30 protein-coding genes and 1 pseudogene are annotated in these 21,424 nt (G+C 32.8%); 28 read left to right on the top strand and 3 right to left on the bottom strand.

All coding sequences use genetic code 11. The annotated features are described in order from the left end of the window. Window positions 1–2 precede the first annotated feature (2 nt). The 22 genes from rplW (at window position 3) to AT682_RS08840 (ending at window position 11,682) form a co-directional block, all read left to right on the top strand. Window positions 3–284: a 50S ribosomal protein L23 gene (gene rplW, locus AT682_RS08940; RefSeq protein WP_002856384.1), complete on the top strand. Its 282-nt coding sequence runs from the start codon at window positions 3–5 to the stop codon at window positions 282–284. A 1-nt stretch (window position 285) separates the two neighbouring features. After that, window positions 286–1,116: a 50S ribosomal protein L2 gene (gene rplB, locus AT682_RS08935; protein ID WP_002869292.1), complete on the top strand. Its 831-nt coding sequence runs from the start codon at window positions 286–288 to the stop codon at window positions 1,114–1,116. 1 nt (window position 1,117) lies between these two features. After that, complete coding sequence (gene rpsS, locus AT682_RS08930) at window positions 1,118–1,399, top strand: 30S ribosomal protein S19 (protein ID WP_002851509.1); 282 nt, start codon at window positions 1,118–1,120, stop codon at window positions 1,397–1,399. Between the two features lie 10 nt (window positions 1,400–1,409). Beyond that, window positions 1,410–1,853, top strand: coding sequence for a 50S ribosomal protein L22 (rplV, locus tag AT682_RS08925; RefSeq protein WP_002855723.1), 444 nt, complete (start codon window positions 1,410–1,412; stop codon window positions 1,851–1,853). Next, the gene (rpsC, locus tag AT682_RS08920; protein WP_002851138.1) at window positions 1,853–2,554 is read left to right on the top strand and encodes a 30S ribosomal protein S3; all 702 of its coding nucleotides are present in this window, start codon (window positions 1,853–1,855) and stop codon (window positions 2,552–2,554) included. The genes rplV and rpsC overlap by 1 nt, the downstream gene beginning before the upstream one ends. Before the next feature lie 2 nt (window positions 2,555–2,556). Next, the gene (rplP, locus tag AT682_RS08915; RefSeq protein ID WP_002779441.1) at window positions 2,557–2,982 is read left to right on the top strand and encodes a 50S ribosomal protein L16; all 426 of its coding nucleotides are present in this window, start codon (window positions 2,557–2,559) and stop codon (window positions 2,980–2,982) included. Next, complete coding sequence (gene rpmC / locus AT682_RS08910; RefSeq protein WP_002851566.1) at window positions 2,969–3,154, top strand: 50S ribosomal protein L29; 186 nt, start codon at window positions 2,969–2,971, stop codon at window positions 3,152–3,154. The genes rplP and rpmC overlap by 14 nt, the downstream gene beginning before the upstream one ends. Window positions 3,155–3,163: 9 nt before the next feature. Next, window positions 3,164–3,415: a 30S ribosomal protein S17 gene (gene rpsQ / locus AT682_RS08905; protein WP_002851549.1), complete on the top strand. Its 252-nt coding sequence runs from the start codon at window positions 3,164–3,166 to the stop codon at window positions 3,413–3,415. Next, window positions 3,415–3,783 carry a 50S ribosomal protein L14 gene (gene rplN, locus AT682_RS08900; RefSeq protein WP_002779438.1) on the top strand — a complete coding sequence of 123 codons (369 nt, stop codon included), beginning with the start codon at window positions 3,415–3,417 and terminating at the stop codon, window positions 3,781–3,783. Before rpsQ ends, rplN begins: the two co-directional genes overlap by 1 nt. Then, window positions 3,783–4,016, top strand: coding sequence for a 50S ribosomal protein L24 (gene rplX, locus AT682_RS08895; RefSeq protein ID WP_002779437.1), 234 nt, complete (start codon window positions 3,783–3,785; stop codon window positions 4,014–4,016). Before rplN ends, rplX begins: the two co-directional genes overlap by 1 nt. Window positions 4,017–4,019: 3 nt before the next feature. Further along, complete coding sequence (gene rplE / locus AT682_RS08890; RefSeq protein ID WP_002851453.1) at window positions 4,020–4,565, top strand: 50S ribosomal protein L5; 546 nt, start codon at window positions 4,020–4,022, stop codon at window positions 4,563–4,565. 1 nt (window position 4,566) lies between these two features. Next, window positions 4,567–4,752 (top strand): type Z 30S ribosomal protein S14, encoded by a 186-nt coding sequence (gene rpsN / locus AT682_RS08885; RefSeq protein ID WP_002851478.1) that lies wholly within the window; start codon window positions 4,567–4,569, stop codon window positions 4,750–4,752. A gap of 9 nt (window positions 4,753–4,761) precedes the next feature. Beyond that, on the top strand, window positions 4,762–5,157 hold the full coding sequence (gene rpsH / locus AT682_RS08880; protein WP_002851353.1) for a 30S ribosomal protein S8: 396 nt from the start codon (window positions 4,762–4,764) through the stop codon (window positions 5,155–5,157). A gap of 78 nt (window positions 5,158–5,235) precedes the next feature. Continuing rightward, complete coding sequence (gene rplF / locus AT682_RS08875; protein ID WP_002851302.1) at window positions 5,236–5,772, top strand: 50S ribosomal protein L6; 537 nt, start codon at window positions 5,236–5,238, stop codon at window positions 5,770–5,772. 9 nt (window positions 5,773–5,781) lie between these two features. Further along, window positions 5,782–6,138 (top strand): 50S ribosomal protein L18, encoded by a 357-nt coding sequence (rplR, locus tag AT682_RS08870; protein ID WP_002785535.1) that lies wholly within the window; start codon window positions 5,782–5,784, stop codon window positions 6,136–6,138. Between the two features lie 11 nt (window positions 6,139–6,149). Next, entirely contained in the window at window positions 6,150–6,593 is a 444-nt protein-coding gene (rpsE, locus tag AT682_RS08865) for a 30S ribosomal protein S5 (protein ID WP_002779428.1), read from the top strand. A gap of 4 nt (window positions 6,594–6,597) precedes the next feature. Then, window positions 6,598–6,990 carry a 50S ribosomal protein L15 gene (gene rplO / locus AT682_RS08860; protein WP_002851292.1) on the top strand — a complete coding sequence of 131 codons (393 nt, stop codon included), beginning with the start codon at window positions 6,598–6,600 and terminating at the stop codon, window positions 6,988–6,990. Then, window positions 6,990–8,255: a preprotein translocase subunit SecY gene (gene secY, locus AT682_RS08855; RefSeq protein ID WP_002860827.1), complete on the top strand. Its 1,266-nt coding sequence runs from the start codon at window positions 6,990–6,992 to the stop codon at window positions 8,253–8,255. The genes rplO and secY overlap by 1 nt, the downstream gene beginning before the upstream one ends. A gap of 225 nt (window positions 8,256–8,480) precedes the next feature. Further along, the gene (locus AT682_RS08850; protein WP_002882243.1) at window positions 8,481–8,753 is read left to right on the top strand and encodes an MFS transporter; all 273 of its coding nucleotides are present in this window, start codon (window positions 8,481–8,483) and stop codon (window positions 8,751–8,753) included. Window positions 8,754–8,766: 13 nt separating this feature from the next. After that, window positions 8,767–8,988, top strand: a complete 222-nt coding sequence (locus AT682_RS09970) for a hypothetical protein (protein WP_236017593.1) — start codon at window positions 8,767–8,769, stop codon at window positions 8,986–8,988. Window positions 8,989–9,002: 14 nt separating this feature from the next. Beyond that, complete coding sequence (locus tag AT682_RS08845) at window positions 9,003–9,686, top strand: MFS transporter (protein WP_002882241.1); 684 nt, start codon at window positions 9,003–9,005, stop codon at window positions 9,684–9,686. Then, complete coding sequence (locus AT682_RS08840) at window positions 9,670–11,682, top strand: CocE/NonD family hydrolase (RefSeq protein ID WP_002882240.1); 2,013 nt, start codon at window positions 9,670–9,672, stop codon at window positions 11,680–11,682. The genes AT682_RS08845 and AT682_RS08840 overlap by 17 nt, the downstream gene beginning before the upstream one ends. 67 nt (window positions 11,683–11,749) lie before the next feature. Here the strand turns inward: AT682_RS08840 and AT682_RS08835 are convergent. After that, window positions 11,750–13,020 (bottom strand): annotated as a pseudogene (locus AT682_RS08835) (MFS transporter). A gap of 195 nt (window positions 13,021–13,215) precedes the next feature. Here AT682_RS08835 and topA point away from each other — a divergent pair. The 6 genes from topA (at window position 13,216) to AT682_RS08805 (ending at window position 20,350) form a co-directional block, all read left to right on the top strand. Beyond that, a complete protein-coding gene (gene topA / locus AT682_RS08830; RefSeq protein ID WP_002882239.1) occupies window positions 13,216–15,318 on the top strand; it encodes a type I DNA topoisomerase in 2,103 nt (700 codons plus the stop codon). Window position 15,319: 1 nt separating this feature from the next. Further along, window positions 15,320–16,156 carry a biotin synthase gene (bioB, locus tag AT682_RS08825; protein ID WP_002882238.1) on the top strand — a complete coding sequence of 279 codons (837 nt, stop codon included), beginning with the start codon at window positions 15,320–15,322 and terminating at the stop codon, window positions 16,154–16,156. Further along, on the top strand, window positions 16,137–17,312 hold the full coding sequence (locus AT682_RS08820) for a cation:proton antiporter (protein ID WP_002869286.1): 1,176 nt from the start codon (window positions 16,137–16,139) through the stop codon (window positions 17,310–17,312). The genes bioB and AT682_RS08820 overlap by 20 nt, the downstream gene beginning before the upstream one ends. Before the next feature lie 114 nt (window positions 17,313–17,426). Next, entirely contained in the window at window positions 17,427–18,695 is a 1,269-nt protein-coding gene (gene gltA, locus AT682_RS08815) for a citrate synthase (RefSeq protein ID WP_002851494.1), read from the top strand. An 80-nt stretch (window positions 18,696–18,775) separates the two neighbouring features. Beyond that, complete coding sequence (cysQ, locus tag AT682_RS08810; RefSeq protein WP_002882237.1) at window positions 18,776–19,540, top strand: 3'(2'),5'-bisphosphate nucleotidase CysQ; 765 nt, start codon at window positions 18,776–18,778, stop codon at window positions 19,538–19,540. Between the two features lie 39 nt (window positions 19,541–19,579). Further along, window positions 19,580–20,350, top strand: coding sequence for a hypothetical protein (locus AT682_RS08805; RefSeq protein ID WP_079254198.1), 771 nt, complete (start codon window positions 19,580–19,582; stop codon window positions 20,348–20,350). Between the two features lie 22 nt (window positions 20,351–20,372). Here the strand turns inward: AT682_RS08805 and murB are convergent, their stop codons facing one another. Together murB and fliQ are read right to left on the bottom strand one after the other, a co-directional pair. Beyond that, window positions 20,373–21,149, bottom strand: a complete 777-nt coding sequence (murB, locus tag AT682_RS08800; protein ID WP_002882236.1) for a UDP-N-acetylmuramate dehydrogenase — start codon at window positions 21,147–21,149, stop codon at window positions 20,373–20,375. Next, the gene (fliQ, locus tag AT682_RS08795) at window positions 21,146–21,415 is read right to left on the bottom strand and encodes a flagellar biosynthesis protein FliQ (RefSeq protein ID WP_002851290.1); all 270 of its coding nucleotides are present in this window, start codon (window positions 21,413–21,415) and stop codon (window positions 21,146–21,148) included. The genes murB and fliQ overlap by 4 nt, the downstream gene beginning before the upstream one ends. Between the last annotated feature and the right edge of the window lie 9 nt (window positions 21,416–21,424).

The following is a 21,424-nucleotide window of genomic DNA, read 5'->3' as shown; positions in this document are numbered from 1 at the left end:
TTATGGCAGATATTACTGATATAAAGACTATACTTTACACAGAAAAAAGTTTGAATTTGCAAGAGCAAGGTGTCGTAGTTATTCAAACTTCACCAAAGATGACTAAAACAGGCTTAAAAGCGGTTTTAAAAGAGTATTTTGGTGTAACTCCAAAAAGCATCAATTCATTAAGAATGGATGGAAAAGTTAAGCGTTTTAGAGGTCGTTTAGGTCAAAGAAACGATTACAAAAAATTCTATGTTAAGCTACCTGAAGGTGTTAGCTTAGAAAATACGGAGGCTTAAGATGGCAATTAAAACTTATAAACCATATACTCCAAGTAGAAGATATATCACAGGTTTAAGTTCTGAAGATATTACAGCTAAACCAAGTGTGCGCTCACTACTTGTTAAACTTCCAGTGCACGCAGGTCGTAATAGCTATGGAAGAATTACAAGTCGTCATAAAGAAGCGGGTGCTAAAAAACTTTACAGAATTATTGATTTTAAACGTCGTAAATTCGGTATAGAAGGCAAAGTAGAAGCAATCGAGTATGATCCATATAGAAATTGTAGAATTGCTTTGATTGCTTATAAAGATGGGGAAAAAAGATATATTCTTCAACCACGTGGATTAAGCGTTGGCGATATCGTTGCAGCTGCTGAAAGCGGACTTGATATTAAACCAGGTAACGCAATGAAACTTAAAAACATTCCTGTGGGTACTATTGTTCATAATGTTGAGTTAAAGCCAGGTAAAGGCGGTCAAATGATTCGTTCTGCGGGTGCTTACGCACAACTTATGGGTAAAGAAGAAAAATATGTTATTTTAAGACTTGCAAGCGGCGAAATGAGACAAGTTTTAGCTGAATGTATGGCAAGTATCGGCGAAGTAGGTAACGAAGAATGGGCTAATGTAACTATCGGTAAAGCAGGTAGAAATCGCCATAGAGGTATCCGCCCGCAAACTCGTGGTTCTGCAATGAACCCAGTAGATCACCCGCACGGTGGGGGTGAAGGTAAGAAAAATTCAGGCCGTCATCCAGTAACTCCATGGGGTAAACCAACTAAAGGTGCGAAAACTCGTCGTAAAAAAGCTAGCGATAAGCTAATAATTTCAAGAAGAAAAGGAAAGTAAGATGGCTAGATCACTAAAAAAAGGTCCTTTTGTTGATGATCATGTAATGAAAAAAGTCATCGCTGCTAAAAAGGCTAATGATAATAAACCAATTAAAACTTGGTCAAGAAGAAGCACAATTACTCCTGATATGATAGGACTTACATTTAATGTTCATAATGGTAAAAGCTTCATTCCGGTTTATATTACTGAAAATCACATCGGTTATAAACTTGGTGAATTTGCTCCAACACGCACATTCAAAGGGCATAAAGGCTCTGTGCAAAAGAAAATTGGTAAGTAAGGGATAAGATATGAGTAAAGCATTAATTAAATTCATAAGATTATCTCCAACTAAAGCAAGATTGATTGCTAGAGAAGTTCAGGGGATGAATGCAGAATTAGCTATGGCTAGTTTAAAATTTATGCCAAATAAAGGTGCAAAATACATCGCAAATGCAATTTCAAGTGCAGTAGCAAATGGTGGCTTTGAAGCAAACGAAGTGGTTGTAAAAAGTTGTCGTGTTGACGCAGCTGCGGTATTAAAAAGATTTAGACCAAGAGCTAGAGGAAGTGCAAGTCGTATTAGAAAACCAACTTCACATATTTTAGTAGAAGTGGCAAAAGCAGAAGTGAAAGCTGAAGAGAAAAAAACAGTAGCTAAAAAAGCTCCAGCAGCTAAAAAGACTACTACAACAAAAGCTCCAGCTAAAAAAACAACAAGCACTAAAAAAGCAACAGCGAAAAAGGAAAGCTAATGGGACAAAAAGTTAATCCAATTGGTCTAAGACTAGGAATCAATAGAAATTGGGAATCAAGATGGTTTCCGACTAAAGCAAATTTAGTAGAAAATATCGGTGAAGATTACAAAATCAGAGCTTTCTTAAAAAGAAAACTTTATTACGCAGGAATCAGTCAAATTTTAGTAGAAAGAACTGCTAAAAAACTTCGCGTTACTGTAGTTGCCGCAAGACCAGGTATCATCATCGGTAAAAAAGGTAGTGATGTTGATAATTTAAGAAAAGAATTGCAAGATTTAATCGGTAAAGATGTAAATATCAATATTAAAGAAGAAAGAAAAGCAGGAGCTTCAGCTCAACTTGCTGCTGAAAGTGTTGCAACTCAACTTGAAAAAAGAATTGCTTTTAGAAGAGCGATGAAAAAAGTAATTCAAGGTGCGCAAAAAGCAGGTGCTAAAGGGATTAAAGTTTCAGTTTCTGGTCGTTTAGGCGGTGCTGAAATGGCAAGAACAGAATGGTATCTTGAAGGACGCGTTCCACTTCATACTTTAAGAGCAAAAATTGATTATGGTTTTGCAGAAGCTAGAACTACTTATGGAAACATAGGGGTTAAAGTATGGATCTTTAAAGGTGAAGTATTGCACAAAGGTATGCAACCTGAAAAAACTGAAGAAAGTGCTCCAGCTAAAAAGCCAAGACGCACAAGAAGGGGTAAATAATCATGTTAATGCCAAAAAGAACTAAATATCGCAAAATGATGAAAGGGCGTAACAGAGGTTATGCTAATCGTGGAACAGAATTTACTTTTGGTGAATTTGCATTAAAAGCAACTGAAGCAGGACGCATTAACTCACGCCAAATCGAAGCAGCGCGTATCGCTTTAACTCGTTTTGTTAAAAGACAAGGAAAAACTTGGATTAGAGTTTTCCCAGATAAGCCTTTGACAAAAAAACCTTTAGAAACTCGTATGGGTAAAGGTAAAGGTGCTGTTGAAGAATGGGTAATGAATATCAAGCCAGGTCGTATTATTTATGAAATGGCAGGAGTAAGCGAAGAAATGGCAAGAGAAGCATTGACTTTAGCTATGCATAAACTTCCATTTAAAACTAAGTTTGTTACAAGAGAGAGCCAAAATGAAATATACTGAGATTAAAGATAAAACAGCAGCTGAGCTTGCAACAATGCTAAAAGAAAAAAAGGTGCTTTTATTCACTTTAAAACAAAAGCTAAAAACAATGCAACTTACTAATCCAAAAGAGATTAGCCAAGTAAAAAAAGACATTGCTAGAATAAATACAGCAATTAACGCTTTAAGATAAGGATAGAAAATGGCATTTAAAAGAGAAATTCAAGGCGTTGTTGTTAAAATCGCTGGTGAAAAAACCGCAAGTGTTTTGGTTGAAAGAAAAGTGGTTCATCCAAGATATAGAAAAATTGTTAAACGCTTTAAAAAATATCTAATTCATGATGAGAGAAATGAAGTTAAAGTGGGTGATACTGTTGTTGCAGTAGAATGCAGACCACTTTCAAAAAGAAAATCATTTCGCTTAAAATCTGTATTAGCTACAGGAGTTGAGTAATGATTCAAAGTTTTACAAGACTTGCAGTTGCTGATAATAGCGGTGCAAAAGAATTAATGTGTATCAAGGTTTTAGGGGGTAGCAAAAGAAGATACGCTACCGTAGGTGATGTAATCGTTGCATCTGTTAAAAAAGCTTTACCAAATGGAAAAGTTAAAAAAGGTCAAGTGGTAAAAGCGGTTATCGTTAGAACTAAAAAAGAAATTCATAGAGATAATGGTTCTTTGATTCGTTTTGATGAAAATGCTGCGGTTATTCTTGACAACAAAAGAGAGCCTATCGGAACTCGTATCTTTGGGCCAGTGGGCAGAGAAGTTAGATATGGTGGCTTTATGAAAATCGTTTCACTAGCACCGGAGGTATTATAATGGCGGTTAAATTAAAAATCAAAAAAGGTGATAGCGTTAAGGTTATCACAGGCGATGATAAAGGTAAAACAGGTAAAGTTTTAGCGGTATATCCAAAAACACTTAAAGTGGTAGTTGAAGGATGTAAAATCGCTAAAAAAGCTATTAAGCCGAGTGAGAAAAACCCAAATGGTGGTTTTATCAATAAAGAAATGCCAATGGATATTTCCAATGTGGCAAAAGTTCAGGAGTAAGCGATGATGAGATTAAAAGAAAAATATAATCAAAGCATTAAACCTGCATTGGTTAAAGAATTTGATATTAAAAATCCTATGCTTATCCCTGTGATCGAAAAAGTAGTTATCAGCGTAGGTGCTGGTGAGTTGGCTAAAGATCAAAAAGTATTGCAAAATGTTGCAGATACTATTTCTTTAATTGCAGGACAAAAGGCTGTGATTACTAAAGCTAAAAAATCAGTTGCAGGATTTAAAGTTCGCGAAGGTTTTCCTGTGGGTGTAATGGTAACTTTAAGAAAAGAAAATATGTATGCTTTTCTTGATAAATTAATTTCTATTGCTTTGCCAAGGGTGAAAGACTTTAGAGGTTTAAGTAGAGATGGTTTTGATGGACGCGGAAACTATAACTTCGGTCTTGATGAGCAGTTGATGTTCCCAGAAGTGGAGTATGATAAAATTTTAAGAACTCATGGTATGAACATTTCTATAGTTACAACAGCACAAAATGACAAACAGGCACAAAAGTTATTAGAACTTATCGGTGTGCCATTTACAAAAGGAAAGTAAGATGGCTAAAAAATCAATGATTGCAAAAGCGGCACGCAAGCCTAAATTTAAAGTTAGAGCTTATACAAGATGCCAAATTTGTGGGCGTCCGCATTCGGTTTATAGAGATTTTGGAATTTGCAGAGTTTGCTTAAGAAAAATGGGCAACGAAGGTTTGATTCCAGGTCTTAAGAAAGCAAGTTGGTAAGGATAAAATATGATAAATGATATTATTTCAGATTCACTCACTCGTATCAGAAATGCAGGAATGAGAAAGCTTGAAACAACCAAGCTTTTACATTCTAAAGTTGTAGAAGCTTTAGTTGGAATTTTTCAAGCTAAGGGCTATATTGAGAGTTTTAATGTTATTGAAGAAGATAAAAAGAAATTTATCAATGTAGTTTTAAAATACGATGAAAAAGGTAAGAGTGTTATCAATGAGCTTAAAAGAATTTCTAAGCCTGGTCGTCGTGTTTATAAAGGTAAAGATGAAATCAAGCGTTTTAAAAATGGTTATGGTACTATCGTAGTTAGCACAAGTCATGGCGTTTTAGCTAATGATGAAGCTTATAAAGCAGGTGTTGGCGGCGAAATTTTATGTACCATTTGGTAAAAAATCTGCTTTTTATGGCATTGGGTATCCATTCTTTTAAAAAAGTAGAAATATCCTAGACAAATAAAAAGGAAAAATATGTCTCGTATAGGTAAACAACCGATTGCTATTCCAGCAGGAGTAGAAGTAAAATTAGAAGGAAATTTGCTTAAATTTAAAAAAGGAAATTTAGCAAAAGAACTTGATACTAAAGCAAATGTAAATGTTGAGATTAAAGATAATAATATTCTTTTTTCTCCAAAAGGTGAAGACAGACAAAGTAGAGCTTATTGGGGAACTTACAGAGCTTTAGCTTACAATATCGTTGTAGGTTTAACTCAAGGTTTTTCAAAAACTCTTGAAATCAATGGAGTTGGTTATAAAGCAGCTTTAAAAGGTAAAGTTTTAGAACTAAGCCTTGGTTTTTCTCATCCTATTAATTATGATATTCCAGAAGGAATTGAAATTGTAGTGGATAAAAATACTATTGCAGTTAAAGGAAGTGATAAACAAGTTGTAGGTCAAGTTGCTGCTCAAATTCGTGAATTTAGACCACCAGAGCCATATAAAGGAAAAGGCGTTAAGTATTCTGATGAACGCATTATCCGCAAAGCTGGTAAGACATCTAAGAAGTAAGGGTAGAATATGAGAGCAAATGTATTAAAAAGAAAACTAACTTTAAGAATCAAAAGAAAAAAAAGAATTAGAGCGAAAATTTCAGGTTGTGAAAATTTTCCAAGAATTTCTGTATTTAAATCAAACAGAACTCTATATATCCAAGCGATTGATGATGTAAAAGCTGTAACTTTAGCAGCAGTTGATGGACGCAAACTTGGCGTTAAAGCAAATAAAGAAGGTGCTAAAAAAATCGCTGCTGAATTTGCTAAAACTTTAAAAGCTAAAAAGATAGAACAAGCTGTTTTTGATAGAAATGGTTATGTATATCATGGTGTTATCGCAGCATTGGCTGAATCTTTAAGAGAAAATGGCATTAGGCTATAAGGGGTAAATCGATGGAAAAATATAATAGAGAAGAATTTGAAGAAGTAATCGTCGATATCGGCAGAGTTACTAAGGTTGTTAAAGGTGGTAGAAGATTTAGATTTACTGCTTTAGTTATCGTTGGAAACCGCAAAGGTTTAGTAGGTGTTGGTTATGGTAAGGCTAAGGAAGTTCCAGATGCCATCCGTAAAGCTGTTGACGATGCGTTTAAAAATATCGTTGAAGTTAAAACTAAAGGCTCAACTATCGCTCACGATGTAGAGGTAAAATATAACGCAAGTAGAATTTTACTTAAACCAGCTAGTGAAGGTACAGGAGTTATTGCAGGTGGTTCTACACGCCCTATCGTGGAACTTGCAGGTATTAAAGACATCTTAACCAAGTCTTTGGGTTCAAATAATTCAGCTAATGTGGTTCGTGCTACAATCAAAGCTTTAACAATGTTAAAAGGATAAGAAGATGAATTTAACAAAAGCAGCGGGTTCAACGCATAAAACTAAAAGAATTGGCCGTGGTCAAGGTTCTGGCATGGGTAAGACTGCTACTAAAGGGGGTAAAGGTCAAACTGCTAGAAAAGGTTATAATGAAAAAAGAGGTTTTGAAGGGGGTCAACAACCACTTCAAAGAAGACTACCAAAAGTAGGTTTTACTTCTAAAATTCAAAAACCTTATGTGATCAATGTTGAAAAAATCACAGCTGTAAAAGAGCTTAGTGAAATTACATTTGAGAGCATTAAAAGTGTTCACAAAATTTCAAAATCTGTGAATAAAATCAAATTAATTGGTGCAAGTGCAAAAGACTTAGTATCAAAAATCAAAGACGAGAATATTAGCGTCACCGGATCAAAATAATGAATAGAGCATTGACGAATAAGATTTTAATCACCTTAGCATTTTTATTTGCTTATAGGGTTCTGGCTTATGTGCCAGTTCCTGGCGTCAATGCTGATGTGATTGCGGAATTTTTTAATAACAATCAAAACAATGCTTTGGGTTTATTTAATGTTTTTAGTGGTGGAGCGGCTGAACGCTTTTCTATCATTTCTTTAGGTATTATGCCTTATATCACTGCTTCTATTATTATGGAGCTTCTTGCAGCAACTTTTCCAAATATTGGTAAGATGAAAAAAGAGCGTGATAGTATGCAAAAATATATGCAAATTATCCGTTATGCGACTATTGTGATTACTTTGGTTCAAAGTATAGGCGTTGCTATAGGTTTGCAAAGCTTGCACGGTCGTGGTGGTGCAGGGGCTATAATGGTAGAAGATTTAAATATGTTTATCGCACTTTGTGCTATTTCTATGCTTGCAGGAACTATGCTTTTAATGTGGCTTGGCGAACAAATCACACAAAGAGGTATAGGAAATGGTATTTCTTTAATCATTTTTGCAGGTATTGTTTCAGGTATTCCAAGAGCGATTTCAGGAACTGTAGGGCAAATCAATTCAGGCGAGATGAATTTCTTGACCGCTTTTGCAATTTTTGCTTTGATTTTAATCACTATAGGCGTGATTATTTATGTAGAACTTGGAGAAAGAAGAATTCCTATTTCTTATTCTCGTAAAGTTGTAATGCAAAATCAAAACAAACGCATTATGAATTATATTCCTATTAAACTCAATCTTAGTGGGGTTATTCCACCGATTTTTGCTAGTGCGATTTTGATGTTTCCAACAACAATTTTACAAACTAGTACAAATCCTTATCTACAAGCCATTAATGACTTTTTAAATCCAAATGGTTATTTGTTTCATGTTTTAACTTTCTTGTTTGTAATTTTCTTTGCTTATTTTTATGCTTCTATTGTATTTAACGCTAAAGATATAGCAGAAAATTTGAAAAAACAAGGCGGTTTTATCCCTGGAATTCGTCCAGGTGAGGGAACTTCAAATTATCTTAACGAAGTGGCTTCTCGTTTAACTTTATCAGGTTCTATTTATTTAGGACTTGTTGCAACCTTGCCTTGGGTTTTGGTGAAATTTATGGGTGTGCCTTTTCATTTTGGCGGTACTTCCGTACTTATTGTAGTTCAAGTAGCACTTGATACGATGAGAAAAATTGAAGCTCAAATTTATATGAGTAAATACCAAACTTTAAGTGCGGTAGGTTTGTAATATATTTCAACAAGGGTAATTTTCCTTGTTGAAATAATTTTTTTATTTTATTCTTTTTCTTGTATGTTTTATTTTTGTCAAATGTGTAAATAATCTACAAAAATTTAAATTAGCTTTTAAAATTTTTCTAATTTTTTTAAAAAAATACTAAAAATATGTAATACTAAAATTAGATTTGTTTAGGAGAAGCCATGAAGAATACTTTTAAAAAAGAATTTTTTCACTTTGATTTTGCTTTCTTTTTGTGGTTCTATTATTTATGGTTTGCCTTATTTTAGAAAGTATTATTATGATGATTATATGGCTTTGTATCATTTAGATAATTTTCAAATGGGTTTATTAGGTAGTGCTTATGGTTTGTTAGGACTTTTTTCTTATGCTTTGGGTGGATATTTAGCAGATCGTTTTGCTCCTAAGAAGCTTTTGATCTTTTCTTTGGTGCTACAGGATGTGGGGGTTTGCTTCATCTTTATTTTACTTCGCTTAAGGCTCTTATGATTATTTATGGGCTTTGGGGTATTACTTCGCTTCTTACTTTTTGGCCTTCTTTGATGAAAATCATACGCACTTTAGCCAGCAAGCAAGAGCTTATGGGGTCTTTGAAGGGGGTCGTGGTGTGGTTAGCACTATACATTTAGCTATTGCTACGGCTATTTTTGGCTATTTTCAAACCAAGGCTTTAGCTTCTAAGGGTATAGAGATGATTATCATTTTTTATTCTTTAGCTCTATAATTAGTGCAGTGATTTTGTTTCTTTTAAAAGAGAGTAAGCATGAAAAAAGTGAAAATTTAAAATGGAGTGATTTTTTATCTCTTATTAAAAATCCTGCTTTATGGCTTGTGGTGGCCATCACTTTTTGTACTTATTTTTTCAATATGAGTTTTTATTATTTTACCCCTTATGCGAGTAATGTTATAGGTACTTCTGCTGTATTTGCAGCTATTTTAGCGGTTTTAGCCTCTTATATACGCCCCATTGTTTCTATAGTAGGTGGTTTTGTAGCTGATGGTTTTGGAAAGGCTAAGGTTATGTTAGTGGGTTTTGTAACCATGGGACTTGGAGTGGTGCTTTTAATGTTTAGTGCTTATTGGGGTGGTTTTATACAAATGGTGGCTTTAACCTTAGCTTGTGTGATTGTTTATGTGGCTATGTATTCTAATTTTAGTATTTATTATTCTTTATTAAGCGAGGGTAAAATTCCTGTACATTTAGCTGGTATGGCCATAGGTATAGTTTCTACTTTTGGATATTTGCCTGAAGTTTTTGCACCTGTTTTAGCCGGAGATTTGCTTGATAAATATCAAGGAGTAAAGGGTTTTCATATCTATTTTAGTATCATGATTGCTATGGCTATTATGGGTGCTAATTTTTGTTTGTTTTGGATAAAAAAATACAATAAAAAAGGAAAAAAATATGAAGAAAATAATTAAAGATTTTAAATTTAAAGTGAAAGTGATAGAAAATATTTGGATTACTTTAAAGGATGGCACAAGGCTTTCTTCTAGAATTTGGTTTCCACAAACCGATGAGAAACTTCCTGCTATTTTAGAATACATTCCTTATAGAAAAAATGATGGTACAAGAACAAGAGATGAACCTATGCATGGCTATTTTGCAGGCAATGGTTATGTTGTTGTAAGAGTGGATATGAGAGGCAGTGGGGAATCTGATGGGCTCTTAAAAGATGAGTATTTAAAGCAAGAACAAGATGATGCCTTAGAGCTTATAGAATGGATAGCCAAACAAGAATGGTGCAATGGCAAAGTAGGCATGATGGGTAAGTCTTGGGGTGGTTTTAATTCTTTGCAAGTGGCTGCTAGAAGACCTAAGAATTTAAAAGCCATTATAGTGGTGGGTTTTACCGATGATAGATACAATGAAGATATACATTATAAAGGCGGGTGTTTGCTCAATGATAATTTTTGGTGGGGCAATATCATGCTTGCTTATCAAGCCCGTTTTGTAGATCCAAAAATTGATCCAAATGGAAGAGAGAAATGGCTTCATAGACTTGAAAATATGCCTTTATGGCCTGCTTTATGGATGGAACATAATTTAAAGGATAAGTATTGGAAACATGGCTCGGTGAGTGAAAATTATGAGGATATACAAGCACCTGTTTTTGCTTTAGATGGATGGGCTGATTCTTATACCAATCCTGTTTTTACTCTCATGCAAGGTTTAAAGGTTCCAAGAAAAGCCATTATAGGCCCTTGGGCTCATGTTTATCCGCACGATGGTTTTCCAGCTCCTGCTATGGGATTTTTACAAGAAGCTTTAAAATGGTGGGATAAATGGCTAAAAGATGAAGATAATAATGTTCTTGATTGTCCTATGATACAAGCTTATATAGAAGATCCTTTAAAACCTAGTTCTAAAGTGAGTGAGGTTAAAGGGCGTTTTGTGGGATTAGAAAGTTATCCTAGTAAGGATATAAATTATCATGCCTATTTTTTAAATCCTTATAGACTCACTCAAGAAAAAAGCAAGCAAAGCATTAAGATTAATACCCCACAAAATCATGGACTTTTAGCTGGAGAGTGGATGGGAGCAGTCGTTTTGGGAGAAAGTCCTGCAGATCAAAGATTAGATGATGGTTTAGCTGTGGTTTTTGAAAGTGAAATTTTGCAAGATGAGTTTGATGTTTTAGGTTATCCCTTGTTAAAAGTGAAATTAAATAGCGATAAGCCTAAAGCTATGCTTTTTGCACAACTTAGTGAAGTAAGGGAAGATGGCTTTGTACAAAGGGTGATCTATGGGGTTTTAAATTTAGCCTTAAATAAAGAAAGAAGTGAATTTACACCCTTGATAAAAAATGAATGGATCCAAAGAGAGCTAAGGCTTGATTGTTGTGGATATCGTTTTGCTAAGGGATCTAAGATAAGACTTTCTTTGGCTACAACCTTTTGGCCTATGTTTTGGCCTATGCCTGAAAATGTGACCTTGACTTTGGATTTAAATGAATGCGATTTTGCTTTACCTGTTTTTAGTGGCAAGGATAGCAATAAAGTGAATTTAGAAGCTCAAAGTGCTCCTTTAACTCCTCTTACTTTGCTTAAAGAAGGTAGGGTAGATAGGAGTATAACTTATGATATTTTAAGCGATACTTACGCTTGTATAACCGATGGAGTGGGTGGAGTTTTTGGCGAAGGTATTTATAGATTTGATGAGATTGATGTTTTAGTAGAACACAATCTTAAAAGAGAGCTAGTCCTTCAAAATGAAGATCCTCTAAGTGCTAAACACACTATCACTCAAAAGATGAAAATTGGTAGGGAAAATTGCATGATGGATGCTGATATTATTCTTACTCAAACCAGTGATAAGGAGTATTTTTATATCAAGGGTAAAATGCAGGTTAAGGAAAATGAAAAACTTGTCTTTGATAAAAATTATAATTATAAAACTCTACGAAAGAGTTTGTAAATCCTAGATAATTAAACCTAAATTTATCAGGTTTAATTAAAAATTATGAAGAATATAATTAATTGAATTAATTTATCCTAGGTTTTTGCTTTAAAAATAAAAACACAATGCACATTATAAAAATTACTATTGACCATATTAAAAAAGCATCTACAAGACCCATTTGTCTAACGATAGGTTGAGAGATAATAGGACTTAAAAATTGTCCTAAAAATATACAACTTGCTAAAATTCCATAAGCCCTAGCGCGAGCATTTTCAGGACAGATTGAAAAAAGATAAGCCGTATTATTTACAAGCATAATACCTCCGCCCATTCCAAGCAAAGCTAAGGCGATTAAAACTGTAAAAAAGCTATCTACTAAAAAAGCAGCAAAAAAGAACAAGATACGATAAAAAGAGTTAAAACATAGATAGTTTTAATACTTAAGAATTTTATAATATATCTATAGCTTAGAGAGAAAAAACCATAACATAGTGCAGATACAGACATCGAAATACCTATATATTTAGGATCCAATCCTAAATGTTCTTCTATATAGTAAGGAAGTTGAGTTGGCGAAATATAATAAACTACCATGATAAAAAAACCTATAAAATAGATAGGGAAAAATTGCCAATAATTTGTTTTTGCTTCTATTTTTGTATGATTATAGAATTTAAATTTTCTAGGTTCAAAAAGATAAATGATAGCCATTAAGGTAATTAAAATTCCAAGTCCATATACTAAAAAAGGATAACGCCAAGAATAACTCGAAACAAATCCTGCAATAGAAATAAAAACAGCACCCCCTACCGCACAAAAAAATCCTTGAAGACTTAAAGCATTTTCTCTGCGATTAAAGCCACCACGACTATAATAATCTCCAAGTAAAGCCGAAGCGCCTGTCATTATAAAAGCAGTTGCCATACCAAAAATAGCTCTTGAAGTCAGTATAGCATAAATATCATTTAAGAAAAAGCCACTTACTCCAGAAATAGTCCAAACCACCATAGCTGGAAGAATGAATTTTAATTTGCCAAATTTATCCATTAAAATACCAGCAAATGGAGATAAAATGACAACAAAAATAGCAGGGATGGTTAAAACTAAGCGAACAAGTATATCAAGATGAGCTAATGTGAAATTTGAAGCAAGAGTAGCGCCACTTTGGGTTAAAAGTTCTTCAAAATGTCTGTTGATAGCAGGCAGAGCAGATGAAATGACCACGCTTCCTAGCATAGTCATAGCGGCCATAGAAAACACAGCCGCTTTAAATCCGAACTTTTCAGTAATTTGAATTATTTTTTTATCCATTTTCGTGTCATTTGGATGAAATTTATAAGTTTTACCATTCATAATTTTTGCCTTTTTTTGTTTTATTATACTCTAAAAATTATGGTTTGTATTTAAAATTACTTAAAATTATATTTTATTTATTTTGTTATGATAGTTTTGTTTTTAAAATATTTTAGCTTGATTAAAATATATTTTATAAGTAGAATTTTAAATATTTTTAGCTAAATTCAGCTTTTTATTTAACAAGGGTGCAAAATGAAGAAAAATTTAATCATAGTAGAATCTCCTGCAAAAGCTAAAACCATAGGAAATTTTTTGGGAAAAGATTATGAAGTTATCGCTTCCAAAGGACATATTAGAGATTTGCCTAAATCAAGCTTTGGGATTAAAATAGAAGATGATGAATTTATCCCTGAGTATAGAATCACAAGTGATCATAGCGCCTTAGTTAAAGAACTTAAAAGCAAAGCCAAAGATGCCAAAGAAGTCTATCTTGCAACGGATGAGGATAGAGAAGGAGAGGCTATAGCCTATCATATTGCAAAAGCTATAGGAAAAGATGAAAACACCTTACCACGTATTGTTTTTCATGAAATCACTAAAAACGCTATAGAAAATGCTTTAAAAAATCCAAGAAAATTAGATATGCACTCTGTAAATGCTCAGCAAACTAGACGCCTTTTAGATCGCATTGTAGGGTATAAGCTCAGCCCTTTATTGGGACAAAAAATTCAAAGAGGACTTAGTGCCGGGCGTGTTCAAAGTGCAGCTTTAAAGATCATAGTCGATCGTGAAAAAGAAATTCGTGCCTTTGTACCCCTAGAATACTTTAGCATAGATATGATTTTTCAAAAAGATTTAGATGCAGAACTAGTTGAGTTTGATAAAGCCAAGATAGAAAAACTTACCATTACTAACAAAGATCGTGCTAAACTCATACTAGAGGCTTGTAAAAATGAAGCTTATAATATAAATGATATTGAAAGTAAAGAAAGAAAAATCGCCCCACCGCCTCCTTTTATGACTTCAACCTTGCAGCAAAGTGCTAGCAATCGCCTTGGTTTTAACCCTAAAAAAACCATGATGATAGCTCAAAAACTCTATGAGGGAGTAAATACCCATGAAGGCGTGATGGGGGTTATTACCTACATGAGAACCGATAGTTTAAATTTGGCCAAAGAAGCTATAGAGAATGCAAGAAAATTCATACAAGCAAATTTTGGCAAAGACTATCTTCCAAGTAAAGCAAATGTATACACTACAAAAGCCAAAGGTGCTCAAGAAGCTCATGAAGCTATACGTCCTACAAATTTAAGTTTTACTCCAGAAATTGCGGCCAAATTTTTAGACAAAGATGAGTTAAAACTTTACACACTTATTTACAATCGCTTTTTAGCCTGTCAGATGAATCCTGCTATCTCTCAAACTCAAAATGTATTTGTAAAAAATGATAGAGCAGTTTTTAAAATAAGCGGTAGAAAAATCCTTTTTGATGGATATTATAAAGTTTATGGTGATATGGATAAGGATAAAATTTTACCAAATTTTAAAATAGGTGAAAATTTAAAAATACAAAATTTAGAAATGAACTCACATTTTACCGAACCACCTTCAAGGTATTCAGAAGCAGGACTTGTAAAAAAACTTGAAAGTTTAGGCATAGGTCGCCCTTCTACCTATGCGCCAACCATTTCTATACTTACAAGCCGTGATTATGTAAAAATAGATAAAAAACAACTCATTCCTAGCGATGTTGCTTTTAATGTAACCGAAGTGCTTGAAAAAAATTTTAGCGATATAGTAGATAGTAAATTTACTTCAAACCTTGAAAATACCTTAGATGAAATCGCAGAAGATAAGGCAGATTGGCAAGAAACTTTAAAAGAATTTTACTATCCTTTTATGAGAAAAATCGAAGAAGGAAAAACAAAAATAGCTAGTCAAAAAACTGTCACAAAGCTAGGCGAAAGTTGTCCTGATTGTGGCGGGGAGCTTGCTATTAGAAAAGGGCGTTTTGGAGAATTTGTAGCGTGTTTAAATTTCCCAAAATGTAAGTATTCAAGAAATTTAAAAAGTGAAAGTAAAAATGAAAGCGAAAATACTGCTGCAAAAGCTAAAGCTAATGGTACAGGTATTACTTGTCCAAGTTGTCAAAAAGGTGAAATCGTAGAACGCTTTTCAAAACGCGGTAAATTTTATGGTTGTAGTGCTTATCCAAAATGCAATTTTATAAGCAAATACAAACCAAGTGAAGAAAAATGCGAAGAGTGTGGCGAAACTTTAGTGATAAAAGAGCTTAAAAAAGGTACATTTTTAGAATGTTTAAAGTGTAAAATCAAAAAAGAAATGAAGGATTAGAATGCAAATCATGCTTTGTGCTATTTCAAATATAGCGAGTGGAAATTGTTCAGAAGACTGTAAATACTGTACCCAAAGTGCCCATGTAAAAACAGATATTCAAAAATATCGTCGTAAAGAACTTTCACAAATCGTTTTAGAAGCAAAAATGGCAAAGAAAAATGAAGCCTTGGGTTTTTGTTTGGTTACAGCAGGACTTGGACTTGATGATGAAAAGCTTGAGTATGTTTGTGAGGCTGCTAAGGCTGTGCAAAAAGAAGTGCCTAACTTGCTTTTAATTGCCTGTAATGGTATGGCAAGCGTGGAGCAACTCAAAGAACTTAAAAAAGCAGGAATTTTTTCTTATAATCACAATCTTGAAACTTCTAAGGAATTTTTTCCACAAATTTGCACCACTCATACTTGGGAAAGTAGATTTCAAACCAATTTAAACGCTAAAGAAGCAGGACTTATGCTTTGTTGTGGTGGAATTTATGGTATGGGTGAGAGTGAAGAAGATAGACTAAGTTTTAGAAAATCTTTGCAAGAATTACAGCCTTTTTCAAGTCCTATTAATTTTTTTATAGCCAATGAAAATTTAAAACTACAAGTTCCAAGACTTAATGCTGATGAAGCCTTAAAAATTGTTCGTGATACCAAAGAGGCTTTACCGCAAAGCGTGGTAATGGTAGCAGGTGGGCGTGAAGTGGTGTTGCGAGAAAGGCAGTATGAAATTTTTCAAGCAGGTGCTGGGGCTATTGTTATAGGGGATTATTTAACCACTAAAGGTGAAGAACCAAGTCAAGATATAATAAAATTAAAAGAAATGGGATTTACTTTTGCATCAGAGTGTCATTGATCCACAAGGTTTAATTGATCTAAAAATTCTTATTGTTATAGCTTTATGCTTACTTTTTTCTCCGCATATTGCGAGAATTTTACGCTTGCCTCTTTCAGCTACTGAAATTATTTTAGGGGCAATAATAGCGTATTTTGGTTTCATAGGAAAAAGTGAAAATTTTGCACTTTTAGCCAATGTAGGTTTTTATTATCTAATGTTTATAGCGGGTATGGAGGTAAATTTAAGAGCCTTTTTTAATATGGATAAAGAAGTCGCCAAAAAAAGTTTTTTTTATATTTTTTTACTTTATACTTTATCTTCTTTTATAGTATGGATTTTTGGACTTTCTTTAGTATTTGTTATCATTATACCTGTGATGAGTGTAGGGCTTTTATCTTTACTTTTTAAGGATTTTGGAAAAGAGTGTTATTGGCTAAATATTGCTATGATAGTAGCTACTTTAGCTGAGGTGATTTCTATTGTGCTTTTGACTATAGCGGGAGCTTTTTTGCGCGAAGGAACAGGTATTATTGATGTAGCGCAAAGTATTTTATATCTTAATATCTTTTTGGGGCTTTGTTTGCTTGGATTTAAAATGCTTGGTGTGCTTTTTTGGTGGTATCCTCAGCTTAAAGTTGTGCTTATGCCATGGGAAGATAAAAATGAAAAAGATATAAGATTTTGTATGGCCATTTTTATACTGATCATTGTTGCTATGGTTATTACAAAACTTGAAATCGTTCTTGGTTCTTTTATAGCAGGTTCATTTATAGCTACTTTTTTTGATCATAAAAAAGATCTTGAGCACAAGCTTTCTACTTTTGGACACGGGTTTTTAATCCCTATTTTTTTTATCCATATAGGTTCAACCTTTGATCTTAAAATGATTTTAGATTATAAAATCGTTTTACAAGCATTTTTACTTATGTTTGTTATGGTGGGTTTAAGAATTTTATGTGCAAGTGTTTTTTTAAAAAGAATTGGTTTTAAAAATATGATTTTATTTGGTCTTAGTCATTCTATGCCTTTAACCTTGCTTATAGCAACAGCTACTCTGGGTTATTCGGGCAAGGTTATTGATGAGAAGCTTTATTCAGCACTTATTTTAACAGCGTTATTTGAGGCTGTTATTGTTATGAGTATGATTAAATTTCTTTCTAATTCTAAAAAATGAAAGTTACTTTTTTACTCAAAAAAGCAAATAAAATCTTAAAAATTTAATAATAAAAAAACTCATAATCGTACTTTTTTGTTAGAATTAATAAAAGTAACAATAAAAGGAGCGAAAATGTCAAATTCCGTTACTATAACCGATAATAGAAATGGAAAAAGCTATGAATTTCCTATATATGACGGTACAACTGGGCCAAGCGTTGTAGATATGTCAAGTTTTTATAAACAAACAGGAATGTTTTCTTATGATGAGGGCTTGACTTCTACAGCTACTTGTAAATCAAAAATCACTTATATTGATGGAGAAAACGGAATTTTAATGCACCGTGGCTATCCTATAGAGTGGCTTGCTGAAAACAAACTTTATTTAGATGTGGTTCATCTTTTACTTTATAAAGAATTGCCTGATGCTACGCGTCTTGAAGCATTTCGTTATGAAATGAAAAAACGTTCTTTTATCCATGAAGGTATGCATCGTCTTTTTGATTCTTTCCCTGATAATGCTCATCCTATGGCAGTTTTACAAGGTGCTGTTTCATCGCTTAGTGCTTTTTATCCTGATCATTTAAACATGAATGTAAAAGAAGAATATATGGAAATGGCAGCTAGAATAGTAGCTAAAATCCCTACTATAGTGGCCACTGCTTATAGATATAAACACGGCTTTCCTATGGCTTATCCAAATTTAGATCGTGGTTTTACAGAAAATTTCTTATATATGTTAAGAACCTATCCTTACGATCATGTAGAGCTTAAACCTATAGAAGTAAAAGCACTTGATACAGTTTTTATGCTTCATGCAGATCATGAGCAAAATGCTTCAACTTCAACAGTTCGTGCTGTGGGTTCAACTCACGCTCATCCTTATGCTTGTATAGCAGCAGGTATTGGTGCGCTTTGGGGTCATGCACATGGTGGAGCTAATGAAGGTGTTATTAGAATGCTTGAGCAAATAGGTAGTGTTGATAGGGTAGATGAATTCATCAAAAGAGCTAAGGATAAAAATGATCCTTTCCGCTTGATGGGCTTTGGGCATAGGGTTTATAAAAATTTTGATCCTAGAGCAAAAGTACTTAAAAAACTTCGTGATCAACTTATTGATGAGTTGGGTATTGATACCAATCTTATTAAAGTAGCAACGCGTATAGAAGAGATTGCTTTAAGCGATGATTATTTTGTTCAAAGAGGGCTATATCCGAATGTTGATTTTCATAGTGGACTTATTTTAAAAGCCTTAGGTATTCCAAATGAAATGTTTGCTACTTTATTTGTTATAGGACGCACCCCAGGATGGATAGCTCAGTGGATAGAACAAAAAGAGCAAGAAAGTCTTAAAATAGTCCGTCCAAGACAACTTTATTTGGGTGAAACTAGTAAAATTTAATTAAAATTTTTGTGGAAATTAAAAATTCCACAAAATCTTCTTGTATAATTTTAAAAAATCTTATAGAAAGTCTTATAATCATGCTTAATCTTGATAAATTTTTAGAAATTGCTATAAATGCTAGCAATCAAGCTTCTAAAGCTATTTTGGAAGAGAGAAAAAATTTCAAAACTTGGGAAAAAGAAGATAAAAGCCCACTTACATCAGCAGATCTTGCTTCTAATAAAATTCTAAATGATATTTTAGGTTCTACGGATATTAAAATTTTATCAGAAGAAAAATTACTCAGCAAAGAAGAGTGTGAAGAATTAAAAACTTTTTGGCTTATCGATCCTCTTGATGGAACAAGTGGTTTTTTAAAAGGCAGTGATGAATTTTGCATTATGATAAGTTTGGTTCATGACAATCGCCCTGTTTTATCGCTTATACAAAATCCATCAAAAGGTGATATATTCTATGCTCATGCAAAAACCAAGGTTTATAAAAACGATAAACCTTTGCAAATTGACCAGCAAGAATACGAGAAAAATAAATATAAAGCCTTATTGAGTGTTAATCATCTTAGCAAAGAAGATGAAGACTTTGCAAAAGAGCATCAATTAGAAGCTATTAATATAGGCTCTGGATTGAAATTTTGTGCTATTTTAGAGGCTAGGGCAGGAGTTTATAAAAGATTTGAAAAGCTTAATATTTGGGATATTGTAGCAGGAGATTTTTTGATTAATCAAAATGGAGGATTTATGGGGGATTTTTCTAAAAAATACATTTTATATAACCCTTTAAATTATAAATCCAGTCCTTTTATTTGTGTTTCATCTAGGAATTTTTTACAAGATTTTTTATAAAATAAAGAGTATAATTTTATATTTAAATAGTTTATAAGGATGAAGATGAGGTATTGTTTCATTTTGTTTTTAAGTTTAGTTTTAAGTTCTAATCTTTTAGCAAATAATTTTTCTCAGAAAAAAGTTATTAAAATTGAAAAAAGTGCAGATAGCTTTGAAGTAATAGATCTAAATCAAAATGTTGCAAATCCAAATTTAAATCAACAAAAAGCATTGTTTGATAGTTCTACTTTAATTGAAAAAAAATCGCAAATCACTAAAGATAAGGATATTGATTTTGCTATTGTATTAACTTCTAGGAAAAATTTCGGTTATTTTTTAGATGGTTTTAGGGTGAGTGATAAGGAATTTTCTACATTATTTGCTAAAAATTTGATTCAAAGTTTAAAGCTTAATTGGGTTAATTCTGCTGCAAATGGTATTTATCAAAGTCCTAAAACTTTGTCATATTTTAGCCCTAATGATGCAAAACTTATAAATGTAAGTCCTTTTTTAACACAAGAAAAAGATAAGGCTAAAATGTATGCTAAATTTACAGATTATGTTGTGGTGGTAAATTTGCAAGATTTTTATGTAAATATTACAAATTATTTTATCACAACTAGTAAAGAGGGTGTAGCTAATGTTAATTTTAAAATTATTTCTACAAGCAATGGAAAAATTCTTGTAGCAAAAAATGCAGAATTAAATTTGACATTAAAAAATCAAGATGCAAAACAAAATTATCAAGATATTGTAAATCAAATGCCAAAAATGTTAGCTAGTGTTATAGATAATGAAATAAAAAAATTAAAATTAACTATCAATTAATTTAAAGATATATTGAAAATTTTTAGATAATAATCACTTCATTTTCTAAGTTTATGCCAAATTCCTCAAAGACTTTTTTTCTAGCCAATTCGATAAGAAAAAACGCATCTTCAAAACTTGCATTTTTTTTATTGATTAAAAAATTTGCGTGTTTATCGCTTAACATAGCATCTCCCTTGCTAAATCCTTTAAGTCCTACAGCTTCGATTAAACGTCCTGCAAAGTCGTTTTTTGGATTTTTAAAGATAGAGCCAAAGCTTGCTCCACTAGGTTGGTTGCTTCTTGCATTTTTTAAAGCTTCATCTTTAAGGGTATCAAAGCCAAAATTTAGTTTAAATTCGGCCCAAAAAAAAGGCATATTTAAAGGACAAAAACGATAATCAAAATTTATATTTTCTCTTAGAATTTCGCCTTGAGAAGTAGCAATTTTGATTAAATTTTGACTGATACACTCTCCTTTAAGCCCTGCATTCATTTTCAAAAGCCCACCAAGTGTGCCAGGAATTTTGCTTAAATACTCAAAACCCTTAAGATTATTTTCTTTAGCAAAGCGATATATTTTACTTGATTTTGTTTTACAGCCTATGCGAAGATGTATAAAATCTTTATTTTGATCTAAAATTTGTATAAAATCAAAACCATCTCCTAAAATTCCTATATTTTTAGGTTTTGGGCTAACTAAAAGGTTATTTGCACCACCTATTAAAAAACCATCAAAATCACAAATTTGATCCAAAACTAAAACTTCAAATTCATTTCCTATACGCACAGAAGAGTATTTTTTAAAATCAATGATCATTTGATAAAAGTTGGAATTTGATTTAGTATATTCTCAGTAAAATCAATCATAGTTGTAGTCATCCAAGGCATTAAAAAGATTAAAATAACTACAACCAAGATGATTTTAGGAACAAAAGAAAGTGTCATTTCGTTAATCTGTGTAGTTGCTTGAAAAATGCTGATTACAAGCCCTGCAATAAGCCCTGCTAAAAGCATAGGCAAGGAAAGTAAAAGTGTGATTTTAAAGGTTTGCACTCCAAGAGCAACTAAGGTACTTTCGTCCATTTTTATCCT

It is taken from the genome of Campylobacter jejuni (assembly GCF_001457695.1).
In the GTDB taxonomy this organism is placed as follows: Bacteria; Campylobacterota; Campylobacteria; order Campylobacterales; family Campylobacteraceae; genus Campylobacter_D; species Campylobacter_D jejuni.
Note: the sequence above shows the minus strand (reverse complement) of the source record. Positions and strands in the feature narration are given on the sequence as shown.